At 59.9% G+C, this 24,795-nt stretch carries 20 protein-coding genes and 1 pseudogene; 18 read left to right on the forward strand and 3 right to left on the reverse strand.

The window, feature by feature from the left end; genetic code table 11:
* Window position 1 precedes the first annotated feature (1 nt).
* Together fliR and flhB are read left to right on the forward strand one after the other, a co-directional pair.
* A complete protein-coding gene (gene fliR / locus ACOYXG_RS07420) occupies window positions 2-787 on the forward strand; it encodes a flagellar biosynthetic protein FliR (RefSeq protein ID WP_027613914.1) in 786 nt (261 codons plus the stop codon).
* 3 nt (window positions 788-790) lie between these two features.
* A complete protein-coding gene (gene flhB / locus ACOYXG_RS07425) occupies window positions 791-1,930 on the forward strand; it encodes a flagellar biosynthesis protein FlhB (RefSeq protein WP_027613915.1) in 1,140 nt (379 codons plus the stop codon).
* Between the two features lie 229 nt (window positions 1,931-2,159).
* Here the strand turns inward: flhB and ACOYXG_RS07430 are convergent.
* The 3 genes and pseudogenes from ACOYXG_RS07430 to ACOYXG_RS07440 form a co-directional block, all read right to left on the reverse strand.
* Window positions 2,160-2,378: pseudogene (locus tag ACOYXG_RS07430) on the reverse strand (DUF6124 family protein); the annotation flags it as partial.
* 29 nt (window positions 2,379-2,407) lie between these two features.
* The gene (locus tag ACOYXG_RS07435) at window positions 2,408-5,329 is read right to left on the reverse strand and encodes a hypothetical protein (protein WP_460356799.1); all 2,922 of its coding nucleotides are present in this window, start codon (window positions 5,327-5,329) and stop codon (window positions 2,408-2,410) included.
* A gap of 343 nt (window positions 5,330-5,672) precedes the next feature.
* Window positions 5,673-6,032: a DUF6124 family protein gene (locus tag ACOYXG_RS07440; protein WP_262142808.1), complete on the reverse strand. Its 360-nt coding sequence runs from the start codon at window positions 6,030-6,032 to the stop codon at window positions 5,673-5,675.
* 604 nt (window positions 6,033-6,636) lie between these two features.
* Between ACOYXG_RS07440 and ACOYXG_RS07445 the strand changes: the two genes are divergently transcribed.
* From ACOYXG_RS07445 to ACOYXG_RS07520, 16 genes are all read left to right on the forward strand, one after another.
* Window positions 6,637-7,311, forward strand: a complete 675-nt coding sequence (locus ACOYXG_RS07445; RefSeq protein WP_460356801.1) for a hypothetical protein — start codon at window positions 6,637-6,639, stop codon at window positions 7,309-7,311.
* 218 nt (window positions 7,312-7,529) lie between these two features.
* Window positions 7,530-9,659 (forward strand): flagellar biosynthesis protein FlhA, encoded by a 2,130-nt coding sequence (gene flhA / locus ACOYXG_RS07450; RefSeq protein WP_027613918.1) that lies wholly within the window; start codon window positions 7,530-7,532, stop codon window positions 9,657-9,659.
* Between the two features lie 11 nt (window positions 9,660-9,670).
* Window positions 9,671-11,011 (forward strand): flagellar biosynthesis protein FlhF, encoded by a 1,341-nt coding sequence (flhF, locus tag ACOYXG_RS07455; RefSeq protein ID WP_003222914.1) that lies wholly within the window; start codon window positions 9,671-9,673, stop codon window positions 11,009-11,011.
* 113 nt (window positions 11,012-11,124) lie between these two features.
* On the forward strand, window positions 11,125-11,955 hold the full coding sequence (fleN, locus tag ACOYXG_RS07460; RefSeq protein WP_003222917.1) for a flagellar synthesis regulator FleN: 831 nt from the start codon (window positions 11,125-11,127) through the stop codon (window positions 11,953-11,955).
* Window positions 11,952-12,692 (forward strand): RNA polymerase sigma factor FliA, encoded by a 741-nt coding sequence (gene fliA / locus ACOYXG_RS07465; RefSeq protein ID WP_007920004.1) that lies wholly within the window; start codon window positions 11,952-11,954, stop codon window positions 12,690-12,692. Before fleN ends, fliA begins: the two co-directional genes overlap by 4 nt.
* Window positions 12,693-12,857: 165 nt before the next feature.
* A complete protein-coding gene (locus tag ACOYXG_RS07470) occupies window positions 12,858-13,229 on the forward strand; it encodes a chemotaxis response regulator CheY (protein WP_024012118.1) in 372 nt (123 codons plus the stop codon).
* Between the two features lie 17 nt (window positions 13,230-13,246).
* Window positions 13,247-14,035 carry a protein phosphatase CheZ gene (locus ACOYXG_RS07475; RefSeq protein ID WP_027613919.1) on the forward strand — a complete coding sequence of 263 codons (789 nt, stop codon included), beginning with the start codon at window positions 13,247-13,249 and terminating at the stop codon, window positions 14,033-14,035.
* Window positions 14,036-14,089: 54 nt separating this feature from the next.
* Window positions 14,090-16,372 (forward strand): chemotaxis protein CheA, encoded by a 2,283-nt coding sequence (locus tag ACOYXG_RS07480; protein WP_460356808.1) that lies wholly within the window; start codon window positions 14,090-14,092, stop codon window positions 16,370-16,372.
* A 49-nt stretch (window positions 16,373-16,421) separates the two neighbouring features.
* The gene (locus tag ACOYXG_RS07485; protein ID WP_095139385.1) at window positions 16,422-17,558 is read left to right on the forward strand and encodes a protein-glutamate methylesterase/protein-glutamine glutaminase; all 1,137 of its coding nucleotides are present in this window, start codon (window positions 16,422-16,424) and stop codon (window positions 17,556-17,558) included.
* Window positions 17,558-18,298, forward strand: coding sequence for a flagellar motor protein (locus ACOYXG_RS07490; protein WP_007967839.1), 741 nt, complete (start codon window positions 17,558-17,560; stop codon window positions 18,296-18,298). The genes ACOYXG_RS07485 and ACOYXG_RS07490 overlap by 1 nt, the downstream gene beginning before the upstream one ends.
* 15 nt (window positions 18,299-18,313) lie before the next feature.
* Entirely contained in the window at window positions 18,314-19,204 is an 891-nt protein-coding gene (gene motD, locus ACOYXG_RS07495; protein WP_027613922.1) for a flagellar motor protein MotD, read from the forward strand.
* 43 nt (window positions 19,205-19,247) lie between these two features.
* On the forward strand, window positions 19,248-20,036 hold the full coding sequence (locus ACOYXG_RS07500) for a ParA family protein (protein ID WP_003222933.1): 789 nt from the start codon (window positions 19,248-19,250) through the stop codon (window positions 20,034-20,036).
* A gap of 105 nt (window positions 20,037-20,141) precedes the next feature.
* Window positions 20,142-21,104 carry a CheW domain-containing protein gene (locus ACOYXG_RS07505; RefSeq protein WP_460356814.1) on the forward strand — a complete coding sequence of 321 codons (963 nt, stop codon included), beginning with the start codon at window positions 20,142-20,144 and terminating at the stop codon, window positions 21,102-21,104.
* A gap of 90 nt (window positions 21,105-21,194) precedes the next feature.
* Entirely contained in the window at window positions 21,195-21,680 is a 486-nt protein-coding gene (locus ACOYXG_RS07510; RefSeq protein ID WP_003222936.1) for a chemotaxis protein CheW, read from the forward strand.
* Window positions 21,681-22,073, forward strand: a complete 393-nt coding sequence (locus tag ACOYXG_RS07515; RefSeq protein WP_007961680.1) for a DUF2802 domain-containing protein — start codon at window positions 21,681-21,683, stop codon at window positions 22,071-22,073.
* 235 nt (window positions 22,074-22,308) lie between these two features.
* Window positions 22,309-24,750, forward strand: a complete 2,442-nt coding sequence (locus tag ACOYXG_RS07520) for a carbohydrate-binding protein (RefSeq protein WP_460356818.1) — start codon at window positions 22,309-22,311, stop codon at window positions 24,748-24,750.
* Window positions 24,751-24,795: the final 45 nt, after the last annotated feature.

Genomic DNA, 24,795 nt, shown 5'->3' on the forward strand with positions numbered 1-24,795 from the left:
CATGCAATCGCTGCTTCAGTTGACCGACACCCAGATCAGTACCTGGGTGGCGTCGTTCATGTTGCCACTGTTTCGCGTCGCCTCGATGCTGATGGTCATGCCGGTGTTCGGCACCACGTTGGTGTCGCGGCGGATACGCCTGTATTTCGCCGTCGCCATCACCGTGTGCATTGCCCCGGGGCTGCCGCCGATGCCGGACGTCAGTCCGCTTGCTCTCAGCGGCTGGTTGCTGATTGCCGAGCAGATCCTGGTGGGTGCGGTGCTGGGGTTTTCCCTGCAACTGTTTTTTCAGGCGTTTGCCGTGGCCGGGCAGATTGTCGCGATCCAGATGGGCATGGGCTTCGCCTCGATGGTCGACCCGGCCAACGGTGTCTCGGTGGCGGTGATCGGGCAGTTCTTCACCATGCTGGTGACCTTGCTGTTCCTGTCGATGAACGGCCACCTGGTGGTCTTCGAAGTGCTCACCGAAAGCTTCACCACGCTGCCGGTCGGCGGCGGCTTGATGACCGCGCAATACTGGGAGCTGGCCGGCAAGCTTGGCTGGGTTCTCGGGGCGGCGTTGTTGCTGGTGCTGCCGGCGGTCACCGCGCTGCTGGTGGTCAACATCGCCTTCGGCGTGATGACCCGCGCCGCGCCGCAACTGAACATTTTCTCCATCGGTTTTCCGCTGACTCTGGTGCTGGGCCTGTTCATCGTCTGGGTCGGTCTGGCGGACATCCTCAATCAGTATCAACCGCTGGCCTCCGAGGCCTTGCAGTTGTTACGCGAACTGGCACGGGCGCGCTGAGCCATGGCAGAGAGCGAAAGCGGTCAGGACAAAACAGAAGACCCCACGGACAAACGCAAAAAAGACTCCCGTGAGAAGGGTGAGATTGCCCGCTCTAAAGAGCTCAACACCCTCGCCGTGATGATGGCCGGTGCCGGTGCGCTGCTGGTGTTCGGCGGCATGCTGGCCGAAGACCTGATGGAGCTGATGCGCCTGAACTTCACCCTCTCGCGCGAAGTGATCATGGACCAGGGGGCCATGGGCAGGTTCCTGTTGCAGTCGGGTCAGATGGCACTGTTGGCGATCCAGCCGATCATGATCACCCTGTTGCTGGCGGCATTGATCGGGCCGATCTCCCTCGGTGGCTGGCTGTTTGCGGCCGGCTCCATGGCGCCCAAATTCAGCCGGATGAACCCGGCCGCGGGCCTGAAGCGGATGTTCTCGTTCAAGGCTGTGGTCGAGCTGCTCAAGGCGCTGGCCAAGTTTCTGATCACCCTGGGGGTGGCGTTGGTGGTGTTGTCGGCGGACGTCGATGATTTCTTGCGGATCGCCCACGAGCCGCTCGAAATGGCGATCATTCACAGTGTCACGCTGGTCGGCTGGAGTACGTTGTGGCTGGCCTGCGGCCTGATCATCATTGCCGCCGTCGACGTGCCGGTGCAGCTCTGGGAAGCCCACAAGAAACTGCTGATGACCAAGCAGGAAGTGCGCGACGAGCACAAGGATCAGGAAGGCCGGCCGGAGGTCAAGCAGCGTATCCGCCAGACCCAGCGCGAGATGTCGCAGCGGCGGATGATGGCGGCGATTCCCGACGCCGACGTGGTCATCACCAACCCGACTCACTACGCCGTCGCGCTCAAGTACGACTCGGAGAAGGGCGGCGCGCCAGTGCTGCTGGCCAAGGGCAGCGACTTCCTCGCGCTGAAGATCCGCGAAATCGCCGTCGCCAACAACGTCATGCTCCTCGAATCGCCGGGGCTGGCGCGCTCGATCTACTACTCCACCGAACTCGAGCAGGAAATCCCCGGCGGCCTGTACCTGGCCGTCGCCCAGGTGTTGGCCTACGTGTACCAGATCCGCCAGTACCGCGCCGGCAAGGGCAAACGCCCGGATCCGCTGAAAGACGATCTGCCGATCCCGCCGGATCTGCGGCGCGATTCCTGACTTGACAGTGACGCAATAAAAACCGCCATCCCGATTGAACGGGGCGGCGGTTTTTTTATGCCTGAAGACATGTGTCGGCTGTGAGGCCGCCTTCGCGAGCAAGCCCGCTCCCACAGGTTCGGCGTGCAGGCACAGGTTTGTGATCGACCCCAATCCCTGTGGGAGCGGGCTTGCTCGCGAAGACGTCAGCAGCCGCAACGCCTCACTCAGGGCTTGTCACAGATCCCTGCTACTGCGGCAACTCCAGATTATCCAGCGCCCGATTCACCGCCAACTCGCCGAGCATGATCAGTTGCGCGATGCCCAACAGCGTCCTGCGCTGCGACGCCGGTATCAGATGGGCGAAGTCATTGGCGATGGTTCTGGCTGAAGCGAGTGTTTCGCAAGCATCGGCCAGCAGTTCTTCGTTTTTGAAGTCTGCGGTCACGGCGTACATCGAGCGGGTTTCAAGCCCCCCAATTGAGGCGCTTACAGAAATCAGTTGAACATAAAGTTATCGAAAATTACTTGTTCTTCGCCTCCGTTATAAAATTCAATGTAATTGATGTTTGGTGCGGAAAAAATTAACTGTGAAGTGCCTGCGCCGCTTATTAGTGGTCTTTCGTCTATATATCCATCTGGGCCGTAGAATAAGATTTTGCCTTGGGTGGCTTGAACGTCAGCGTAGTGGAAGCTTAATCTTTGCACGGGGGCTTTGAGCTCTATCCTGAATTTGGTTACAGCGCTCTCGTTAATTAACACGTTTCCTTCTATCGCCCCTGAAGCGCTATCCCTATTAAATGTGACGATTTTCAGTGATCCTGTTGAGCTTTGATTAATGATGCTTATCGCACCAGTATCCAAAGTTTCCAATGGCCCTATAAGTTGAGGCGGGACATTATCAAAGTTTTCATCTCTCTGGGTGCCTCTAAGGTTATAGATTCGAGGTGGGCAGGCTGTCGCGGTCAACTCACTGGCTATTCCGTCAAGATTTACTTTCACGCTGATCGTCAGCTCAGTTCCGTCCTTCAGTTCTTTTAACCACTCAATCGGAGCCGCCAGGGACAATCCATCCGGCGAATCATTGGGCTCTCCCGACCTGACGTCGTTGGTTATCGGCTCGCCGTTCTTGTCAAAGCCTCTACAGGTTGCCCAGATCGGTTGTCCTGGTTCGAACAACGGCCATCTTTCCGCGAGAATCCGTGCGTCTGTTGTGAGGTCTTGAACGCTCAACTCTTTACTGGTGTTGCCGTCGATATTAGGTGTAGGAAGGCGCGGGTCTTCATCGATAATTTTCAGCAGTCTCACCTTGATCGCGTCTGATTGGCCAGCGTGGCCACCGTTGCGATACAAGTTCCCGCGCAGCTCGATCACCGTTCCATGTCGCGCCGCCAGGAATGCGGGGCTCAACAGTGTGTTCACTCGCTTGTTGCTGTTGAATTCCACCAACGGAAACGGCGGCCAACCTGCCGGTGGATTGTCTTCCTCCAGGCATGCCTGGTCGCCGCTCAATGCTTCTGGGTATTCGATGCGCACCGTCACCCCGTCCGGGTAGGCCAGGACATCAATCGGATCTGTGGCCGGTGCTACAAGGAACGGTGGCGGCAGCTCCCCCAGCGCCGTCCCGATGCGCAACGTCAACTCATGAGAATGCCCCAGCGTCTCGCCCGCCCGCTGAATGCTGTAATCGGCGACCACCGTACCGTTCAGGTTGGTGGTCACGTATTTTTTCTCAACGGTAATCCGCACAGGCCTGCCGGCGGTGGCGGGGATGAGGTCGACATGGTCGCTGACGCTACCGCCGCTGGCAGAGCCGCGCCAACGGTAGTTCACACGATCCTTGTCGCGGGTGCCGAGGTACGGCACCACCAGCGTGGCACCGGTGGGTGGCACGTCGTCCGGATCGAGCACGTCGTTGGCATCTGCGCCCTCGACTTCCGGCCGGTCGAACGTCGGCAGTGCCACGCCGACTTGCATCATGAACGGCAGCGACTCGCGAACGCTCAACAGCCCCGTTTCGCTGTTGGTGACGACGTAATAGACCTTGACGTTCAGGCCGTTGAAACGCTGGATTTCGGCATTGCTCACGCTGCGCAGGACGGGCTGATTGTCCGCTACGTTGCCGACCGGGCGGGGATCTTCGTAATAAACGGTGTCGTTACCGGGCGCCTGGGCCCACCAGATCAGGTTGAGCAGGTCGCTGCTGTTGCGACCGGGATACCAAGGGATCTGCACAGTCGCCCAAGGCGTTTCGGGTGGCAACGTTCCGCCCGGTGCCTCGTCGACGGTGGGGGCGACTAACTGGCTGATGTCGCCAATCACGGTGACGCTGGCATTTTTTGAGCGGCGGTCGCTTTCATCGCTGCGACGGCGCACATAGCCGACCGAGGCTGCGCCTTTGGCAATGGCTTTGACGGCGGCGTTGGGGATGGGGAAATCGAGTTGTAAGGGCACGTACGACACCTCTTTCTCCAGCGGCCCGACGATGATCTGCGAGCCTTGCGCCGGGGTGCCGATCCAGGTCAGGAGCACCTTGTCGCCCACCGCAAAATCGTCCTTGGTGATGTAAACGCGGGCGGTCACATCGTCATCCCCGAGCTGGTCGAGGTCGATGCTGTCGGTTGGAATGCCGTTGACCAGCACCTGCGGTTCGTCCAGCCGATTGCCCCCCAGGTCCACCAGCAATTCACGCGTCGCTGACCACGGCGCACGTTCGTCCGGGTAATTACCGCAGCGGTCAATGACCTGATAAGCCACCGCGACACGATCACCGTCCCCGGCGTCGTCGATAACGGCGCGGCTGAAGACAACCTCGATCGGGTTTCTGATCGGGTCCTGGGCCTGTTCCGGCGTAACGACATGCACCGCTTGCTGGCTGCCCCAGCGGGCGAGAATGCGGTCGTATCGGGTGAGGTTGCGGTAGGGCACGATGTGCATCGTCACCCCGCTGGGCGGCAGGTTTTCATCGACCTCGTCATGAGAGAGGGAGAACTTGAGATCGGAGTGGCCGTCATCGCCGGGAATGTCATCGTACCCCCCGGGACGCGTGAGTTTGACCAGCAGGGTCATGACCGGTTTCGAGTCCTCCGGGGCGCCCTGGTTCTTGCGCGTGATCCGGTAGAACACTGGCGTGGCATCCCCCTCAAGTACCTGGCCCTTGGCAATGGTGAAAACCAGGTCCTGGTTGAGCTCGGCATCGTGCTCTAGGGTCTTGCTCCAGACCGCGGCGCTGTCATTGCCCCAGAACACCTCGGCCAGATCGCCAATGGACATGGTCAGCCAGGCGGGGATGATGCCTTGCAGATCGCCTTCCACGGCTCTGATGGGTATGCCGCCGTCATAGTGTTCGGCAGGGCTGAGGTTGACCAGTGCCGGAAAATACGGAGGTCTGAGGGCTCGAGGGGGTTGCTGGCTGGACATTTGGCGAACTCCGGTCGGGGGGCTGGGTGACGGAGTTATTGAGCGCGCGTTGGAGGAATTAGGCACCTGTCAGATCTAACAGGTGCTGGCGGGTTTCCGACAAGTGGTCATGTGGGCTGAAGAAAAGAGCCGACAAACCGCAGCCCGGTTAAATGAGGTGGCGGTTTTTTTATGCCTGAAGACATGTGTCGGCTGTGAGGCCGCTTTCGCGAGCAAGCCCGCTCCCACAGGGATTGGGGTCGATCACAAACCTGTGCCTACACGCCGAACCTGTGGGAGCGGGCTTGCTCGCGAAGACGTCAGCAGCCACAACGCCTCACTCAGGGCTTGTCACAGATCCCTGCTACTGCGGCAACTCCAGATTATCCAGCGCCCGATTCACCGCCAGCTCTCCGAGCATGATCAATTGCGCAATACCCAACAGCGTCCTGCGCTGCGACGCCGGTATCAGATGGGCGAAGTCATTGGCGATTGTTCTGGCTGAAGCGAGTGTTTCGCAGGCATCGGCCAGCAGTTCTTCGTTTTTGAAGTCGGCGGTCACGGCGTACATCGAGCGGGTTTTGCGTTGAATGGGCGTGGCGCCGGGAGAGCAGAGGTAGTGGTCGAGGGCGCGGTCGGCGGCTTCGTGGAGCTTTTTTGAATCGAGGGATTCGTAAGGGGAGGTGGCGTCGGTTTCGGGTGGGTTGGGTGTTGGTTTGATCATGCTGAAGCTCCTAGAGTCGACGGAGCTGCCACATTTCGCTGCGATACGAAAGGGAGGTGGCAGCTATACGCGGGTCGCAGACCGGGACTCTAGAACCGGCAGACCCAAAGGTCTCCCACGTACAGCCGCCATAAACGAGGACGGAAGTTGTGCGTCTAGAAATCAGCGGGCTGCGAGACCCGATCGCTGATTCGTCAGCGACTGATCCACAATAGAACCCGCCCCCAAGGCGCACAAGCCGGCGGATTCTGGCGTAGCTGTAGGCAATGGCGCAAGAATATGTAGCCCGCAAGGCGTGTCTGGAGGTGTCTTTTAAACGCCAGCGTTTAAAGGTGCTGCGCATGATTCTGTGGTGTCGTAGATGGCCTCTTCGCGAGCAAGCCCGCTCCCACAGAGGATCTGTGTGATACCGCCAATCTGTGTTCATTGCGGCGCGATTCCTGATAAATCAAAAGACCGCGGCCTTCCGCTTGTCGGAAAAAGACCTCTACCTGTTAGTTCTGACAGTGGACACAAAGTGCATTCAGCTATCCCATGTTCCTTGGCAGGTTTCACGGGCAAGTCGCCTTCTGACCTGTCTTTAACATTCGCCAAGGAGAAGGTCATGCCAGAGGACTACAGAAAGCTTGAAGGGATGAAGTTTGATTTCGTTTCCGGGTCGGTGGTGAAAGAGTCTGATCATATCGCTTGCACGTTCACTTTTATGGCGATGTTGGACTTCACGCATTTCGTGCACATGAGCGATGCGTATGTGCCGGGCTATCTCGATTCGTATATCAATGCGATCACGCCAAGGTTGGACGGGGTAGCCCACCATGGTCTCTACAACAGATTCAATAGTGCCGCTGGCAACATTGGCACCGTTAAAGAGTTGGTCAGCGTTTTCTCTTCGCCCAACAACTACTACGATATATGGAGCAGCATTGGCGGTGGCCTACTGATGCGTTATCACAAACCACAATTTCACATGGTCGGTGATCAGTTACAGGTCACGGGAGGACAGGACTTTCGATGGGAGATCGAGCCGCGGATCAAGAGGAAGATCGAGCCGCAGGATGTGCCGGACATTTACTTTGTCTGGGCACTGAGTGTGTTGAAGGCAGATCCCGACAATCCTTTTCATGAGCCTGAGAAAATCGTGACTTTGGGCGATTCTGAGGAGGCGCTTGTCGACGTGGGAGGGAAGCAGATCCGTAAGGGTACGCGCTACTTGGTGGGCCGCAATTTGCGTCTTGGTGAGATTAATCCAGAGCAAATTTTGACTGCCGGGTATCCGTGAGTACGCGGGTTTTCTGATTTTTTTCACCTGGGCTAAGGGTGATAGCCGTCTGCGTCTGTTTTGCGGTCGGCTCCATGGCGCCCAGCTTCTGGCAAGACAATTCCCCTGAGGCAAACCTCAATTTCAATCCCCGGCAAAAGTTGGAAGGCTTCTTGCAGTAGCCGCCGTGCGCCTGCTTTGGGCGTCAAAAGTTTGCTTTAAAGGAACGGGGAAAACCGGTGGATCGCTCTCAGTTATTCAACACTGCTCGCTCGAATGTTGCCGACCTCAGTCGAGGCAATCTGGGCGTGCCGTTGTTGCTGCTGGTCATGCTGGCGATGATGATGTTGCCGGTGCCGCCGTTCCTGCTGGACGTGTTTTTCACCTTCAACATCGCCCTGTCGATCGTCGTCCTGCTGGTCTGCGTGTATGCGCTGCGGCCGCTGGATTTCGCGGTGTTCCCGACCATTCTGCTGGTGGCGACGCTGCTGCGGCTGGCGTTGAACGTGGCCTCAACGCGGGTGGTGATGCTCCACGGTCAGGACGGCCACGCCGCTGCCGGTAAGGTGATTCAGGCCTTCGGCGAAGTGGTGATCGGCGGCAACTACGTGGTCGGTATCGTGGTGTTCGCGATTCTGATGATCATCAACTTCGTCGTGGTGACCAAGGGTGCCGGGCGGATTTCCGAGGTGAGCGCGCGCTTCACCCTCGATGCGATGCCCGGCAAACAAATGGCGATCGACGCCGACCTCAACGCCGGTCTGATCGACCAGAACCAGGCCAAGGCGCGCCGTCAGGAAGTCGCCCAAGAGGCTGAGTTCTACGGTTCGATGGACGGTGCCAGCAAGTTCGTTCGCGGTGACGCCATCGCCGGCCTGCTGATTCTGTTCATCAACCTGATCGGCGGTATGGCCGTCGGTATCTTCCAGCACAACATGACCTTCGCCGACGCGGGCAAGGTGTACGCCTTGCTGACCATCGGTGACGGTTTGGTGGCGCAATTGCCATCACTGTTGTTATCGACAGCGGCGGCGATCATGGTGACCCGTGCTTCCGGTTCGGAAGACATGGGTAAACAGATCAACCGCCAGATGTTCGCCTCGCCCAAAGCCTTGGCGGTGGCGGCCGGCCTGATGGCAGTCATGGGCCTCGTCCCGGGCATGCCGCACTTTTCGTTCCTGAGCATGGCCGCGCTGGCTGCCGGTGGTGCGTACCTGTTCTGGAAAAAACAGAACGTCGCCAAGGTGCAGGCGCTGCAAGAGGTTCAGCGTCAGCAGGAACTGCTGCCGTCGCCGGCCCGCGCCATGGAAACCAAGGAGCTGGGCTGGGACGACGTGACGCCGATCGACATGATCGGCCTGGAAGTCGGCTATCGCCTGATCCCGCTGGTGGATCGCAATCAGGGCGGGCAGTTGCTGGCGCGGATCAAGGGCGTGCGCAAGAAGCTCTCGCAGGATCTGGGCTTCCTGATGCCGACCGTGCACATTCGCGACAACCTCGATCTGGCGCCGAGCGCCTATCGCCTGACCCTGATGGGCGTGATCCTGGCCGAAGCCGAGATCTACCCGGATCGCGAACTGGCGATCAACCCGGGGCAGGTCTACGGCACGCTCAACGGCATTACCGCCAAAGATCCGGCTTTCGGCCTGGAGGCGGTGTGGATCGAAGTCAGCCAGCGCGCCCAGGCGCAATCGCTCGGTTACACCGTGGTCGACGCCAGTACCGTGGTCGCGACCCACTTGAACCAGATTCTGTACAAGCACTCCAGCGAGCTGATCGGCCACGAGGAAGTGCAGCAACTCATGCAATTGCTGGCCAAAAGCTCGCCGAAACTGGCTGAAGAGCTGGTGCCGGGTGTGGTTTCGCTGTCGCAGTTGCTCAAAGTGCTGCAAGCGCTGCTGGCCGAACACGTGCCGGTACGCGACATCCGCAGCATTGCCGAAGCCATCGCCAACAACGCCGCCAAGAGTCAAGATACCGCCGCCTTGGTCGCCGCAGTACGCGTCGGGGTATCCCGCGCCATCGTCCAAAGCATTGTAGGCACTGACTCCGAGCTGCCTGTGATCACCTTGGAACCAAGGTTGGAACAAATATTGCTCAATAGTCTGCAGAAGGCAGGACAAGGCTCTGAAGAGGGCGTTCTGCTGGAACCAAGCATGGCCGAGAAGCTGCAGCGTTCGCTCATCGAAGCGGCGCAGCGCCAGGAAATGCAAGGTCAACCGGTGATCCTGTTGGTAGCAGGCCCGATCCGCGCGATGCTCTCGCGTTTCGGCCGCCTCGCAGTCCCAGGGCTGCACGTGCTGGCCTACCAGGAAATTCCGGACAACAAGCAAGTGACCATCGTTGCGACAGTAGGGCCCAACGGCTGAGGTAGTGGTTTATGCAAGTTAAGCGTTTTTTCGCCGCCGATATGCGTCAGGCCATGAAGCTGGTTCGTGATGAGCTGGGCGCTGATGCCGCCATCATTGGCAACCGCCGCATTGCCGGCGGCGTCGAGCTGACGGCGGCACTGGATTACAAATTGTCGGCGCTGGCGCCACGGGTTCCGAACATGGAACTCGAGGACGAGCTGCGCAAGACCCAGTCGCGCATCGTTACTGCTCAGGCCGAGCTGAGCCTGCGTGGCGAAGCCGACGGCAACACCAATCGCCAGTTGTTCGCCGGGCTGCCGTTGACGGCCGGCCTGCCGCTGACTGCTGCCGAACCGTTGAGCGAACCGACTTACGCCGCCCCGGCGCGTCCAGCGCCAGCGCCTGCCCAGTCGTCCGCTGGCATCGATCCGCGTGCGCTGGATTCGATGCGTTTCGAACTGAACAGTTTGCGTGAGCTGATGGAAGTGCAGCTCGGCACGCTGGCCTGGAATCAGCTGCAAGGCAGCCGTCCGGCGCAAGCCAATCTGTATCGTCGTCTGCAACGCATCGGTCTGTCCGGGCCGTTGTCGCGCGATCTGCTGGCGATGATCACCGATATTGAAGAACCACGTCAGGCTTGGCGCATGCTGCTCGCGCACCTGGCGCGGATGATTGCCGTACCGGAAGTCGAGCCGCTGGAAGAGGGCGGGGTGATTGCCATGGTCGGCCCGGCCGGCATGGGCAAGACCACCACCCTGGCCAAACTCGCTGCGCGCTACGTGCTCAAGTACGGCGCGCAGAATGTCGCGCTGGTCAGCATGGACAGTTTCCGCATCGGTGCGCAGGAACAACTGAAGACGCTGGGGCGGATTCTCAACGTGCCGGTGACCCACGTCGATCCGGGCCAGTCGCTGGTGCAGGCGCTCGACCCGCTGCTGCGCAAACGCGTGGTGCTGATCGATACCGCCGGCTTGCAGGCCAGCGATCCGGCTTTGCGCATGCAGCTGGAAAGTCTGGCCGGGCGTGGCATCCGTTCAAAAAATTATCTGGTGCTGGCAACCACCAGCCAGAAACAGGTTCTAACCGCCGCGTACCACAGTTACAAGCGTTGCGGGCTAGCCGGCTGCATCCTGACTAAACTGGATGAGACGGCCAGCCTTGGCGAAGTGTTGAGCCTGGCGATCAGTCATGAACTGCCGGTCGCGTACCTGACCGATGGCCCACGGATTCCGGATGATCTGCATCTGCCGCGCCGTCATCAACTGGTCAGCCGCGCCGTCAGCGTGCAAATGCAGGAAGAACCCAGCGAAGAAGCCATGGCTGACATGTTCGCTGATATCTACCACAGCCCGACCAAGCAGGTTGGCTGAGGTAATGAACCGTTTTTGTACCTACATCGATGGTCTGCCATGCATTGTTCCGGTTGAGAACGCGCAGCCAGTAATGTGGCCTCCGTCTATGCAAGACAAGGTAAAGAAATAACATGGGCAGCATGCATCCCGTACAGGTGATCGCGGTGACCGGCGGCAAAGGTGGCGTCGGCAAGACTAACGTGTCAGTGAACTTGTCTCTGGCGCTGGCAGAGCTTGGCCGTCGGGTCATGCTGCTGGACGCCGATCTGGGGCTGGCGAACGTCGACGTTCTGCTGGGACTGACCCCCAAACGTACTCTGGCCGATGTGATCGAAGGTCGCTGCGAACTGCGCGACGTGCTGTTGCAGGGGCCCGGCGGGATCCGCATCGTGCCGGCCGCTTCCGGCACCCAAAGCATGGTGCACCTGAGCCCGGCGCAACATGCCGGTCTGATTCAGGCCTTCAGCGACATCGGCGACAACCTCGATGTGCTGGTGATCGACACCGCTGCGGGTATTGGTGACTCGGTAGTCAGTTTTGTCCGCGCCGCGCAGGAAGTGTTGCTGGTGGTCTGCGACGAGCCGACCTCGATCACCGACGCCTACGCGCTGATCAAACTGCTCAACCGCGACTACGGCATGAACCGCTTCCGCGTGCTGGCCAACATGGCGCAGAGCCCGCAGGAAGGGCGCAACCTGTTCGCCAAGTTGACCAAGGTCACGGATCGCTTCCTCGACGTCGCCTTACAATACGTCGGCGCCGTGCCGTACGACGAAAGCGTGCGCAAGGCAGTGCAGAAGCAGCGAGCGGTCTATGAAGCCTTTCCGCGTTCCAAGTGCGCGCTGGCGTTCAAGGCGATCGCGCAGAAGGTCGATACCTGGCCGCTGCCTGCCAACCCGCGCGGCCACCTTGAGTTTTTCGTCGAGCGCCTCGTGCAGCAAACAGCAGGGCCTGTGTTATGACCGCGAGCGGTATGAACTACTACAAGAAGTCGGCACGTGACGCGCAGTACGAGTTGATCGAGCGTTACGCGCCACTGGTCAAGCGCATTGCCTATCACTTGCTGGCGCGCTTGCCGGCGAGTGTGCAGGTTGAAGACCTGATTCAGGCCGGGATGATCGGCCTGCTCGAAGTCTCGACCAAATATGACGCCAGCAAAGGCGCCAGTTTCGAAACGTACGCGGGCATCCGGATCCGCGGCGCGATGCTCGATGAAGTGCGCAAAGGGGATTGGGCACCGCGCTCGGTTCACCGCAATACCCGTATGGTCAGCGATGCCATTCGCTCAATTGAAGCTAAAACCGGCCGTGACGCTAAAGATCACGAGGTTGCGGCCGAACTCCAATTGAGTCTCGACGATTACTACGGGATTTTGAATGACACCCTGGGCAGCCGGCTGTTCAGTTTCGACGACCTGTTGCAGGACGGCGAACACGAAGGGCTGCACGAGGATGGCGCCAGTGCTCATCTTGAGCCGTCACGCGATCTGGAAGATGAACGCTTCCAGGCGGCGCTGGCGGACGCGATTGCCAATTTGCCGGAGCGTGAGCGACTGGTGTTGGCGCTGTACTACGACGAAGAGCTGAACCTCAAGGAGATCGGTGAAGTCCTTGGCGTCAGTGAATCGCGGGTCAGCCAGTTACACAGCCAGTGCGCGGCCCGTTTGCGGGGGCGTTTGGGGGAGTGGCGAGCGCGCTGAAGGCAGTGTGGGGACACTGCGAACGAGGCTGGTGCGGTGAGAACGGCACCGGTCTTGCTCTGTTGTGCTCCAGACAGTCTTCGAGTGCTGCGCCGATTGATTGAAGTGGCGCGTCCAGGTGCTGGGCGCGTTTAAGACTGCTTGGAGGTCGAATTGAACAAAGACATGAAAATCCTCATCGTTGATGACTTCTCAACGATGCGGCGGATCATCAAGAACCTGCTGCGCGATCTCGGGTTCACCAACACCGTCGAGGCCGACGATGGCACTACCGCCATTCCGGTACTCAACAGCGGCAGCATCGACTTTCTGGTAACGGACTGGAACATGCCGGGCATGACCGGTATCGACTTGCTGCGCCACGTGCGTGCCGATGAAAAACTCAAGCATCTGCCGGTGCTGATGGTGACCGCTGAAGCCAAGCGCGAGCAAATCATCGAGGCCGCTCAGGCTGGTGTGAACGGCTACGTGGTCAAACCTTTCACGGCTCAGGCGTTGAAAGACAAAATCGAGAAGATTTTCGAACGCATCGGCTGATGACGCGCGGGGGAGCTATGGAGCATAACGAATCTTCACAGGGCGATTTCGAGTCGACCCTGAAAAAACACGCGGTCGAACTGGTCGAGAGCCTTGAAAAAGGCAGGTTCGGCGACGCTGTGCAACTGATCCATGAGCTCAATCAGACCCGTGACCGCGGCCTGTATCAGGAAGTGGGCAAGCTCACACGCGAACTGCACAGTGCGATCGTCAATTTCCAGATCGATCCGCACATGCCGCAGGCCGAGGAAGTGTCGCAAATCACCGACGCCACCGAACGCCTGGGCTATGTGGTCAAGCTGACCGAAGCCGCGGCCAACCGCACCATGGATCTGGTGGAAAGCGCCACCCCGGTGGTCAATGGCCTGGCTGAAGAAGCCCAGGCTCTGAGCACCGATTGGGGCCGCTTCATGCGTCGTGAAGTCGGAGCTGAAGAGTTCCGCGAGCTGGCGCGCCGGGTCGACGGTTTTCTGTCACGCAGCAGCACGGACAACCGTGCGGTGTCGAGCAACCTCAACGACATCCTGCTGGCTCAGGATTACCAGGACCTCACCGGTCAAGTGATCAAGCGTGTGACCCAGCTGGTCACCGAAGTCGAAAGCAATTTACTCAAACTCGTCCTCATGGCCAGTCAGGTTGACCGCTTTGCGGGCATCGAGCACGACCGTGCCGCGATGCTTGCAGAAAAAGATCCACAAAAACATCTCTCGCAGGGTGAAGGTCCGCAGATTCATGCCGATAAACGAGAAGACGTTGTGTCCGGTCAGGACGATGTGGACGATTTGTTATCCAGCCTCGGATTCTAGTGTTTTGGAATTTTAGGTTTTTTGGGTTTTTAGACCTGTAGGAGCACCCCATTAATGAGCTTCGGCGCCGATGAAGAGATCCTTCAGGATTTCCTGGTTGAGGCCGGCGAGATTCTTGAGCAACTGTCCGAACAACTGGTCGAGCTGGAAAGCCGCCCGGATGACGCAGATCTGCTCAACGCAATTTTTCGCGGTTTCCACACTGTAAAAGGGGGCGCCGGCTTCCTTCAGCTCAACGAGCTGGTGGAGTGCTGTCACATCGCCGAAAACGTGTTCGACATCCTGCGCAAGGGTGAGCGGCGCGTTGATGCAGAACTGATGGACGTGGTGCTTGAAGCGCTGGACGCGGTGAACAGCATGTTCAGCGAAGTCCGTGAACGTGCACCGATCACTGCTGCAACCCCGGAACTGCTGGCCGCCCTGGCGCGTCTGGCCGAACCGCAAACGGCCGACGAAGCTCCGGCTTCGCCAGTGGCCGAGATGATCGAAGAACTGGTCGTCGAAGGCGATTCGAGCGATTCGGGCGACATCACCGATAACGAATTTGAACAGCTGCTGGATTCGCTGAACGCCGTCAAGGCCGAAGCCGAAGCCCCGGCCGCTGCTGCACCTGCGCCGGCTGCCGATGCGGCCGCCAGCGATGAAATCACCGACGCCGAATTCGAGTCGTTGCTCGATCAACTGCACGGCAAAGGCCAGTTCGCGCCAGACGCCGTCGCACCGACCGAGGCCGCTCCAGCGGCACCGGCGGCGGGCGACAGCTCGGACATCACCGACGACGAATTCGAAGCACTGCTCGATCAGTTGCATGGCAAGGGCAACTTTGCCGTGGAAGCGCTGGAGTCGGCGATCGCCTCGGCACCGGTTGCGCCTGCCGCACCGGCGGCCGCCGCTGCCGGCAGCGATCTGATCAGCGATCACGAATTCGAATCGCTGCTCGACGAGTTGCACGGCAAAGGCAAGTTCACCGACGTTGGCGCCGCTGCTGCGGGCACCGCGTCGACTGTGGCCGCGCCTGCCGCCAAGGCTGCTGCCGCTCCGGCTGCTGCGCCGAAGGCTGCTCCCAAGCCTGAGCCGAAAGCCGAAGCGCCAAAACCTGCTGCCGCTGCTGCGCCGGCGCCGGCCCGCGCCGCAGCTGCTCCGCCGCCGGAAAAACCGGCGAGCGAAGCCGAGACCACTGTGCGGGTCGATACCGCGCGTCTCGACGAAATCATGAACATGGTCGGCGAGCTGGTGCTGGTGCGTAACCGTCTGGTGCGCCTGGGTCTCAACAGCGGCGACGAAGCCATGTCCAAGGCCGTGTCGAACCTCGACGTGGTCACGGCTGACTTGCAGACCGCGGTGATGAAGACCCGGATGCAGCCGATCAAGAAGGTCTTCGGGCGCTTCCCGCGTCTGGTTCGCGACCTCGCGCGTCAGCTGAAGAAAGAGATCAATCTGGAACTGGTGGGTGAAGAAACCGACCTCGACAAAAACCTTGTCGAGGCCCTGGCCGACCCGTTGGTCCACTTGGTGCGCAACGCGGTCGACCACGGCATCGAATCGCCGGAAGAACGCGAAGCTTCGGGCAAGGCCCGTGGCGGTCGCGTGGTGCTGGCCGCCGAGCAGGAAGGCGATCACATCCTGTTGTCGATCTCCGACGACGGCAAGGGCATGGACCCGAACGTCCTGCGTTCGATCGCGGTAAAACGCGGTGTGATGGACAAGGACGCGGCCGATCGCCTGAGCGATACCGAGTGCTACAACCTGATTTTCGCCCCGGGTTTCTCGACCAAGACCGAGATCTCCGACGTGTCCGGCCGCGGTGTCGGCATGGACGTGGTGAAGACCAAGATTTCCCAGCTCAACGGTTCGATCAACATCTACTCGACCAAGGGCCAGGGCTCGAAGATCGTCATCAAGGTGCCGCTGACGCTTGCGATCATGCCGACCCTGATGGTGATGCTCGGCAATCAGGCGTTTGCGTTCCCGTTGGTCAACGTCAACGAAATCTTCCACCTCGACCTGTCGACCACCAACGTGGTGGATGGCCAGGAAGTGGTGATCGTGCGGGACAAGGCGCTGCCATTGTTCTACCTCAAGCGCTGGCTGGTCAGCTCCGCCGCTCACGAAGAGCAGCGCGAAGGCCATGTGGTGATCCTTTCGGTGGGCACCCAGCGGATCGGCTTCGTCGTCGATCAACTGGTCGGCCAGGAAGAAGTGGTCATCAAGCCATTGGGCAAAATGCTGCAGGGCACTCCGGGCATGTCCGGCGCCACCATCACCGGTGACGGCCGCATCGCGCTGATTCTCGATGTTCCAAGCATGCTCAAGCGTTACGCGACGAAGCGTATTTGAATCCGGGGCAGCGGGGCGACGACGTCCCGCTGCACCTAATGGAGTGTTTATGGCAGTCAAAGTCCTGGTGGTGGACGATTCGGGTTTTTTCCGCCGCCGCGTCTCGGAAATTCTTTCAGCGGATCCGAGCATCCAGGTGGTCGGCACGGCCACCAACGGTAAAGAGGCGATCGATCAGGCCCTGGCCCTCAAGCCGGACGTGATCACCATGGACTACGAGATGCCGATGATGGATGGCATCACGGCGGTGCGGCACATCATGCAGCGCTGCCCGACCCCGGTGTTGATGTTCTCCTCGCTGACCCACGAAGGCGCCCGGGTCACCCTGGATGCACTGGACGCCGGCGCGGTGGATTTCCTGCCGAAGAATTTCGAAGACATCTCGCGCAACCCCGAGAAGGTCAAGCAACTGCTGTGCGAGAAGGTCCACAGCATCTCGCGCAGTAATCGTCGTTTCAGTGCCTACAGTGCGCCGGCTCCGGCCGCTGCACCGACGCCTGCGCCAGCCCCGGCGGCATCGAGCTTCAGCAGCCACAGCGCTGCTGCTCCAACGCGTCCGGCGCCTGCTCCGGCACCTGCTCGTGCGCCAGCCGCCAGCGCGTCGTCGCCGGCACCAAAGCGCAAAGCCTACAAACTGGTTGCCATCGGTACCTCGACCGGCGGCCCGGTTGCCCTGCAACGGGTGCTGACTCAATTGCCGGCGAACTTCCCGGCGCCGATCGTGCTGATCCAGCACATGCCCGCGGCGTTCACCAAGGCGTTTGCCGAGCGTCTGGACAAGCTGTGCCGCATCAGCGTCAAGGAAGCCGAGGATGGCGACATCCTGCGTCCGGGCCTGGCGCTGCTGGCTCCGGGTGGCAAGCAGATGATGATCGACGGCCGTGGCGCGGTGAAAATCCTGCCGGGCGACGAGCGTCTGAATTACAAGCCGTGCGTGGACATCACTTTCGGTTCCGCAGCCAAGTCCTACGGTGACAAAGTTCTGGCGGTGGTCCTCACCGGCATGGGCGCCGACGGCCGCGAAGGCGCGCGTCTGCTCAAGCAGGGCGGCAGCTCGGTATGGGCCCAGGACGAAGCAAGCTGCGTGATCTACGGCATGCCGATGGCCATCGTCAAAGCCGATCTGGCTGACGCGGTCTACGGCCTGGACGACATCGGCAAGCACATCGTCGAGGCGTGTATCTGATGGATGTTCTAAGCCTTATCGGGATTATTCTGGCGTTCGTCGCCATCATCGGCGGCAACTTCCTTGAAGGCGGCCACCTCGGCGCGCTGGCCAACGGCCCTGCGGCGCTGATCGTGCTCGGGGGCACCATCGGTGCCGCGCTGCTGCAATCGCCGATGAGCGCGTTCAAGCGCGCCATGCAGATTCTCGCCTGGATCCTGTTTCCGCCACGGGTGGACCTGGCCGGCGGCATCGACCGCGTGGTCAACTGGAGCCTCACCGCGCGCAAGGAAGGCCTGCTCGGCCTGGAAGGCGTCGCCGATGCCGAACCGGACAACTACTCACGCAAGGGCCTGCAACTGCTGGTCGATGGCGCCGAACCGGAAGCGATCCGCAGCATCCTCGAAGTGGACTTCTACACCCAGGAAGCGCGCGACATCGAGGCCGCCAAAGTCTTCGAAAGCATGGGCGGCTACGCGCCGACCATCGGCATCATCGGTGCGGTGATGGGCCTGATTCATGTGATGGGCAACCTCGCTGATCCGACCCAATTGGGCAGCGGCATTGCCGTGGCATTCGTCGCGACCATCTACGGCGTGGCCAGTGCCAACCTGGTGTTGCTGCCGGTGGCGGCCAAGCTCAAGTCAATCGCGTTGCGGCAGTCGCGTTATCGCGAAATGTTGTTGGAAGGTATTTTGTCGATCGCCGAAGGTGAAAACCCTCGCTCTATCGAGCTGAAGCTTCAGGGCTTCATGGATTGATGGGGGTAATGGACTATGGCTCGCCGCAGGCATCAGGAAGAACACGTTAATCACGAGCGCTGGCTCGTGTCCTACGCGGATTTCATCACGCTGCTGTTCGCGTTCTTCGTGGTGATGTATTCCATCTCGTCGATCAACGAAGGCAAGTACAAGGTCATTTCCGAGGCGCTGATCGGGGTTTTCACCGACTCCGATCGCTCGCTCAAGCCGATCCCGATCGGTGAGGAACGGCCGAAAACCGTGACCCCGGCCAAGCCGCTGGTCAAGGATAGCGAGCAGGTCGATGCCGGTATCGCCGGGGCCAGCGATCCGCTGAAAAGCATTGCCGATGACATCAGTGCCGCGTTCGGCGACTTGATCGCTTCCAACCAGATGACCGTGCGCGGCAACGAGTTGTGGGTCGAGATCGAACTGAATTCCAGCCTGTTGTTCGGCAGTGGCGACGCAATGCCGAGTGATATCGCGTTCAACATCATCGACAAGGTGGCGGCGATCCTCAAACCGTTCGACAACCCGATTCACGTCGAAGGCTTCACCGACGATCAGCCGATCCGCACCGCGCAGTACCCGACCAACTGGGAACTGTCCTCGGCGCGTTCGGCGAGTATCGTGCGGATGCTGGCGATGCAGGGCGTCAACCCCGGACGTCTGGCCTCGGTGGGTTACGGTGAGTTTCAGCCGGTGGCCAACAACGCCACCGCCGAAGGCCGGGCGAAAAACCGTCGTGTGGTGCTGGTGGTGTCGCGCAACCTCGATGTGCGCCGCAGCCTGACCGGTACCGGTACCGCCAATGCGCAACCGGACGCGGCATTGAAGCGCGCTGGCACACAAACTGCACCGTCCCCGGTCAAGACGCCGGGACGCGAGAGTGCCGTCAATTCTCCGTCGCCCGCATTAATACGCTGAGCTATGTCTCGGTCGAGCATCTCGGCCGGGAGGAACGAACCGAATGAGAGTCTGGGCAGTCGCCAATCAAAAGGGTGGTGTCGGTAAAACCACATCTTCCATCGCTTTAGCCGGATTGCTGGCGGAGGCGGGCAAGCGCGTGGTTGTGGTCGATCTCGACCCGCACGGCTCGATGACCAGCTATTTCGGCTACGACCCCGACAGCCTGGAGCACAGCAACTACGACCTGTTTCTGCACAAGGGCAGCGTGCCGCAAGGCTTGCCCGGACAGTTGCTGCTGTCGACCAGCGACGAACGCATTTCCCTGTTGCCGTCGAGTACCGCACTCGCCACCCTTGAGCGCCAGTCGCCGGGGCAGAGTGGTTTGGGCCTGGTGATCGCCAAGAGTCTGGCGCAGCTGTGGCAGGACTTTGATTACGCGATCATCGACAGCCCGCCGTTGCTCGGCGTGTTGATGGTCAACGCCCTGGCCGCGAGCCAGCAACTGGTGATCCCGGTGCAGACCGAGCACCTGGCCGTCAAAGGTCTGGAGCGCATGGTCAACACCCTGGCGATGATCAACCGCTCGCGCAAACAGGCGCTGCCGTTCAGCATCGTGCCGACCCTGTTCGACCGCCGCACCCAAGCGTCGCTGGGCACCTTGCGCGTGCTGCGTGACAAATTCCCGGAAGAGATCTGGCAGGGTTACATCCCGGTCGACACGCGTCTGCGCGACGCCAGCCGGGCCGGGGTCACGCCTTCGCAGTTCGACGGCAAGAGTCGTGGCGTGCTGGCTTACCGCGCGCTGCTCAAGCATCTGCTGGCGCAACAACTTGTTCCGCAGGTGGCCTGAGATGACCGTGTTCCGATCACGCATGCCTGAATTGCACAAATCCTGTGGGAGCGAGCCTGCTCGCGAAGCAGGCGACGCGGTTCCCCTGTCTGGCGCTGTTGACCGATGAACCGCCCAATCAAGCTGACATCGCGTCCGCAACTGGCGTTGCAGTCCTATCTGGACAGCTTGCTGCAGGAGATCCCTGACGAGTTGCCGCCAGTGGAAGTGCCGGTCGAGGCGCCGGTCGAGGTGGTCGAAAGCGCTGCGGCGCTGGATGAATTCCAGGCAGCGGTGCTGGAAGAGCAGGCGCGTGATGCGCAGAAAGCCGCCAAGCCTGCCGCCCCGGTTGCCGCGCCTGCCGCCGCACCGATCGCCAAGGCGCCAGTGGCGTTGATCGAAGAAGCCGAGCCGCCGCGCGCGCCGGTTTCGACCCTCGCACCGCTGTTGCAAACCCAATTGCTGAAAACCGCGCCGGAACCGGTCGTGGCCGAACCGGCGCCGGTGGCACCGGCATCCGTCGAACAGACGCTGGTGCCGCCAGTGGTGGAAGTGCACCTGCCACCGAGCAACACGCCGCCCCCGGTGGAAACCGATGGCCGTCCGGCCTGGGCTTCGGAAGCCTTCGAATGCCTGTTGTTCGATGTTGCCGGACTGACGCTGGCGGTGCCGCTGGTGTGCCTCGGTTCGATCTATTCGCTGGCTGGCCACGAATTGACGCCGCTGTTCGGGCAGCCGGAATGGTTCCTCGGGATTCTGCCGAGCCAGGCCGGCAATCTGAAAGTCTTGGACACGGCGCGTTGGGTCATGCCGGATCGCTATCGCGATGACTTCCGTCAGGGCCTGCAGTACGTGATTTCGGTACAAGGCTACGAGTGGGGCCTGGCGGTGCATCAGGTCAGCCGTTCGTTGCGTCTGGATCCGAATGAAATCAAATGGAGAAGTCACCGGGGTCAGCGGCCATGGCTTGCCGGCACGGTGATCGAGCACATGTGTGCATTACTTGATGTAGCCGCGCTGGCCGAGTTGATCGCCAGCGGCGGGGCAAAGCACTTGGGCGGCCACAAGCCGCTACATAAATCGACATAGCAGCCGACATAACAGTCAGGCGAAGGCATTTTTCAATGCCTCCACACAGAACACACACCGCCCAGTGCGGTTTTTTCGAGGGGTCAGGGTATGAGTAGTCAGGCGACGAATGCAAAAGGTTCTGAAGATCCGATCCTGCAATGGGTGACCTTCAAGCTGGACAACGAAACCTACGGCATCAACGTGATGCGCGTTCAGGAAGTCCTGCGTTACACCGAAATCGCGCCGGTACCGGGTGCACCAAGCTACGTGCTGGGCATCATTAACCTGCGCGGTAACGTGGTCACCGTGATCGACACCCGTCAGCGCTTCGGCCTGAACAGCGGCGAGATCAGCGACAACACCCGTATCGTCATCATCGAAGCCGACAAGCAAGTGGTCGGGATCATGGTCGACAGCGTGGCCGAAGTGGTTTACCTGCGTCAGTCGGAAATCGAGACTGCGCCGAACGTCGGCAACGAAGAGTCGGCCAAGTTCATCCAGGGCGTGTGCAACAAGAACAACGAGTTGCTGATCCTGGTCGAGCTGGACAAGATGATGAGCGAAGAAGAATGGTCGGAACTGGAGAGCATCTGATTGATTCTCGAGGTTGCGGTCATTGTCCTGTTCCTTTTCTGGGCAGGCACGCTGGCAATGTTTCTGGCGTACATCAAGGCGCAGCGGGTAATCGCTGCGCAACAGGCTCAGGGCGATGCGCTGCGTGATCAGCGCATCAAGGACCTGGCCAAGCGTGTCGACGACTATCAGAACGGCAACGTGCGCATGGGCGAAGCCCTGCACGAGCTGCGCTCGGTAGTCGGTCCGTTGCCGGACAAGATTGTCGCGCTGGAACAACGCGACCCGTCGAGCCTGTCGTTCGCCCAGGCGGCGAAACTGGTGGGCATGGGCGCGAGCGTCGATGAGCTGACCCAGTCCTGCGGCTTGACCCAGGCTGAGGCGGAGTTGATGCGCAAGCTGCACAGAAGTTGATATGCGTTGAGGCATGTCATTTGAATAAGAATCGCCGGTCATGCCGGCGATTTTTTTTGCGCTCGATTTTGTTGCCTGATTCGCCCATGGCCGTCTGTCTGAACTGTTATTTCTGACAGTAGAGAATTTCGCTCATCGCTCCTCACACTGCTCGTGACTCGCGATAGTCCCGTCGGCTTTTCAGGCAGACGCGTCTGATCGCCAATTCACCGATCCAGCCAATCGTGGAGTGGGTATGCATTTGCCAGCCAGAATCGAGCGCGCGAGAAAAGTGCAGTCACCCGGTGTTGCCGCCCTGTGGCTGGCAGTCGTGCTGCTCCTGACGGCTTGTCAGGCTCAGGTCAGCAGGCTTGCTCCAGAAGCCAATATGGCCGACCGGCAAAATTGTCACGGTGTCCACCTGGTCAATGTCGTTGCGCATATGGACGACGATCTGCTGTTTATTGATCCGCGGATTTCGCAAGTTCTGGCTGCCGGCGGCTGTGTGACCAGTATCTTCATGAACGGTGGCAGTTCTGGCGCCGGCTTCGACTATGTACTGAAGCGCGAAAGCGCATCGACAAAAGCCTATGAGAAAATGCTGGGTTTTGCGACCGGATGGACGCCTTACCTGATATTCACTGATTCAGCCATTGTGATGAGCGTCAAGGCCAATGAGCGACCTGGATTGAAGCTCATATTTTTGCGTGTGCCGGGAGGGGACGTTCGTGGTGGAGATGTGCCGCTGGCCGATTTGCTCGACCTCGATAAAACTGTTCGGAGTTGGCCCTATCTGGACTCGGCTTCTGGTCCGGTAAACCTCTACAGTCGAACATCTTTTGTGCAGCTCTTGACTGAGCTGATCGTCAATGAAGGAGCCACCCGGGTGTATGCACTCAATCCGGACACCGTCCCGTACACGGAGCATCCTGACCATATTTATTCGGCACGTTTGACGCGCCTGGCCTTGCGCGGGATCAGTGCAGATATCCCGGTGGTTTATCACGAGACCTATCCCTCGGCGGCCGTCGCTCCTAACGTGGACCCGGCAGCGGTGCAGGCGAAACGGCATGTTGTCGCCAGTTACTTTCATTTTGAAGGGGCTGAGCCAGTCAGCAGTGCGTACAGTGAAGCCACCTGGAATGGCAATTGGGTGGCGCGACTCAATTTCACGCTCAGCCATGCTCACGCTGCCGGGCCACTGGTCAATATCCCTTTCAGACCGCTAGTCAATTTCCAGACGCAACAGTGCCTGGTTGCCAATGGATTGGGGCAGCAGGTGACACTGGATGGATGTGAGCCAGACGCTGACCAGCGCTGGGCGTTTGTGCCCTCCGACATTGCAGTCGGCGCGAGCAGGGGAGTTGCACTGCTGAAAACAGCCTCTGGCCATTGCATAGCGCGTCAGAATGGCCAATTGATCGAACGCGCATGTGAAAGCAATGAGCCCTCTCAACACTGGACTCCGTGGGATTTCGGGAAAATCTATGTTCCCGGAGCGCAGGGGCAATGCCTGGACGGAGTACAGCCGAGCTTGATAGCGGATTGCAGGGAGTTTGCGGGTTCTACGTTGTGGGTGCGCAGCATCGATAACATCGACAGCAATGATTCGATGGAAGTGGCGCTGACGGGGGATGTCATCGGTGACGGGACGAACCGGACGGTACAAGTGCAGCGCCGGGAGGATGGTCCAGGTGTCGATATTTGGGTCACGTCGCTGGACGCAGACGCGATTGCATCCGAGAAATGGTATGAGGACAGACTTCCATTTGATCCAGACTCTTTTGATTCCGGGTGTGCTACAGCCCTTTGCTACGACACTACGCGCTATCTGCTGGCGGATTTCACAGGTGACGGCAAGGCTGATCTGATGGCGATATCGCCCGGAAACGCTGACGAAACCATTTTCAGGCTATTGAAGAATGAAGGCGGGCATTTTGCTGATCCGGTTATCTGGCGTTCGGTTCCGCAAGGACATGCCTACCGGCAAGCTCAGCAATATCTGGCTGGCGACTTCAGAGGCGTCGGCAAGCAAGATGTGTTGATTGTGCAAACCCTGAATAACACAGTGTCCGATTTCTGGCTGATGGAGAATAAAGGGGCGAGTCTGGGCGTTCCTGCTCACTGGGGAGATGCTCGAAAAAACCCATTGCCGGTCCATTTCTACAGCGCCAGGCTGGACAACGATGGCAAGGATGATGTGCTCGCTGTTGATTCAAGTGAGCAGTTCTTGAAGCTGCTCACCTACAGGAGCAGTGGCCGTTCTCTGGATTTTGAAAAAGTCTTGGAATTGCCGGGCTTCTATTCTGCGCGTTCAAAGACCGCAGTGCTGGATTCGCCGATTACCAAACTGACCGATGTATGGGTGCTGCACGCTCGATCAGACGGTAGTGATATCAATTTCTGGAAAGTCGCAAATCCTGGCGGCGGAGAGTTCGAAGAGCCTTCGTCTCCGGCTTTCGAGACGAGCGTGCTTAATTGGGCCGACGTGCGGCCTTACGGGCTGGGGACGGGCAGGCAGATCCTGCTTCCCTATCGCGTCAACGATCCTGTGCATGAGTATTACTGGCGAATCGGGAAAGTCGGCTTCAAGGCACTGAATCTGTCCGAGCAAGGTAGGCCCGTCGGGATCAGGGATTATGGACGTTCACAGCGGTTTGAATGGGCGAACCTGCAGTGGCGAGCGCGCTTGAATTGAATGTCGAGCGGGAACGCGTGCACTTGAGCCTGTATCCGGCGCGGA

This window comes from Pseudomonas sp. G3-39 (assembly GCF_054790485.1).

Excerpts from the sequence above, each read along its gene's own strand:
- fliR (WP_027613914.1), top strand. The coding sequence starts at position 2 with ATGCAATCGCTGCTTCAGTTGACCGACACCCAGATCAGTACCTGGGTG.
- fleN (WP_003222917.1), top strand. The coding sequence starts at position 11,125 with ATGGGCAGCATGCATCCCGTACAGGTGATCGCGGTGACCGGCGGCAAA.
- ACOYXG_RS07520 (WP_460356818.1), top strand. The coding sequence starts at position 22,309 with ATGCATTTGCCAGCCAGAATCGAGCGCGCGAGAAAAGTGCAGTCACCC.
- flhF (WP_003222914.1), top strand. The coding sequence starts at position 9,671 with ATGCAAGTTAAGCGTTTTTTCGCCGCCGATATGCGTCAGGCCATGAAG.
- ACOYXG_RS07510 (WP_003222936.1), top strand. The coding sequence starts at position 21,195 with ATGAGTAGTCAGGCGACGAATGCAAAAGGTTCTGAAGATCCGATCCTG.
- ACOYXG_RS07435 (WP_460356799.1), bottom strand. The coding sequence starts at position 5,329 with ATGTCCAGCCAGCAACCCCCTCGAGCCCTCAGACCTCCGTATTTTCCG.
- ACOYXG_RS07475 (WP_027613919.1), top strand. The coding sequence starts at position 13,247 with ATGGAGCATAACGAATCTTCACAGGGCGATTTCGAGTCGACCCTGAAA.
- ACOYXG_RS07490 (WP_007967839.1), top strand. The coding sequence starts at position 17,558 with ATGGATGTTCTAAGCCTTATCGGGATTATTCTGGCGTTCGTCGCCATC.
- ACOYXG_RS07445 (WP_460356801.1), top strand. The coding sequence starts at position 6,637 with ATGCCAGAGGACTACAGAAAGCTTGAAGGGATGAAGTTTGATTTCGTT.
- ACOYXG_RS07470 (WP_024012118.1), top strand. The coding sequence starts at position 12,858 with ATGAAAATCCTCATCGTTGATGACTTCTCAACGATGCGGCGGATCATC.
- ACOYXG_RS07485 (WP_095139385.1), top strand. The coding sequence starts at position 16,422 with ATGGCAGTCAAAGTCCTGGTGGTGGACGATTCGGGTTTTTTCCGCCGC.
- ACOYXG_RS07440 (WP_262142808.1), bottom strand. The coding sequence starts at position 6,032 with ATGATCAAACCAACACCCAACCCACCCGAAACCGACGCCACCTCCCCT.
- ACOYXG_RS07505 (WP_460356814.1), top strand. The coding sequence starts at position 20,142 with ATGAACCGCCCAATCAAGCTGACATCGCGTCCGCAACTGGCGTTGCAG.
- flhB (WP_027613915.1), top strand. The coding sequence starts at position 791 with ATGGCAGAGAGCGAAAGCGGTCAGGACAAAACAGAAGACCCCACGGAC.
- ACOYXG_RS07480 (WP_460356808.1), top strand. The coding sequence starts at position 14,090 with ATGAGCTTCGGCGCCGATGAAGAGATCCTTCAGGATTTCCTGGTTGAG.
- motD (WP_027613922.1), top strand. The coding sequence starts at position 18,314 with ATGGCTCGCCGCAGGCATCAGGAAGAACACGTTAATCACGAGCGCTGG.
- fliA (WP_007920004.1), top strand. The coding sequence starts at position 11,952 with ATGACCGCGAGCGGTATGAACTACTACAAGAAGTCGGCACGTGACGCG.
- ACOYXG_RS07500 (WP_003222933.1), top strand. The coding sequence starts at position 19,248 with ATGAGAGTCTGGGCAGTCGCCAATCAAAAGGGTGGTGTCGGTAAAACC.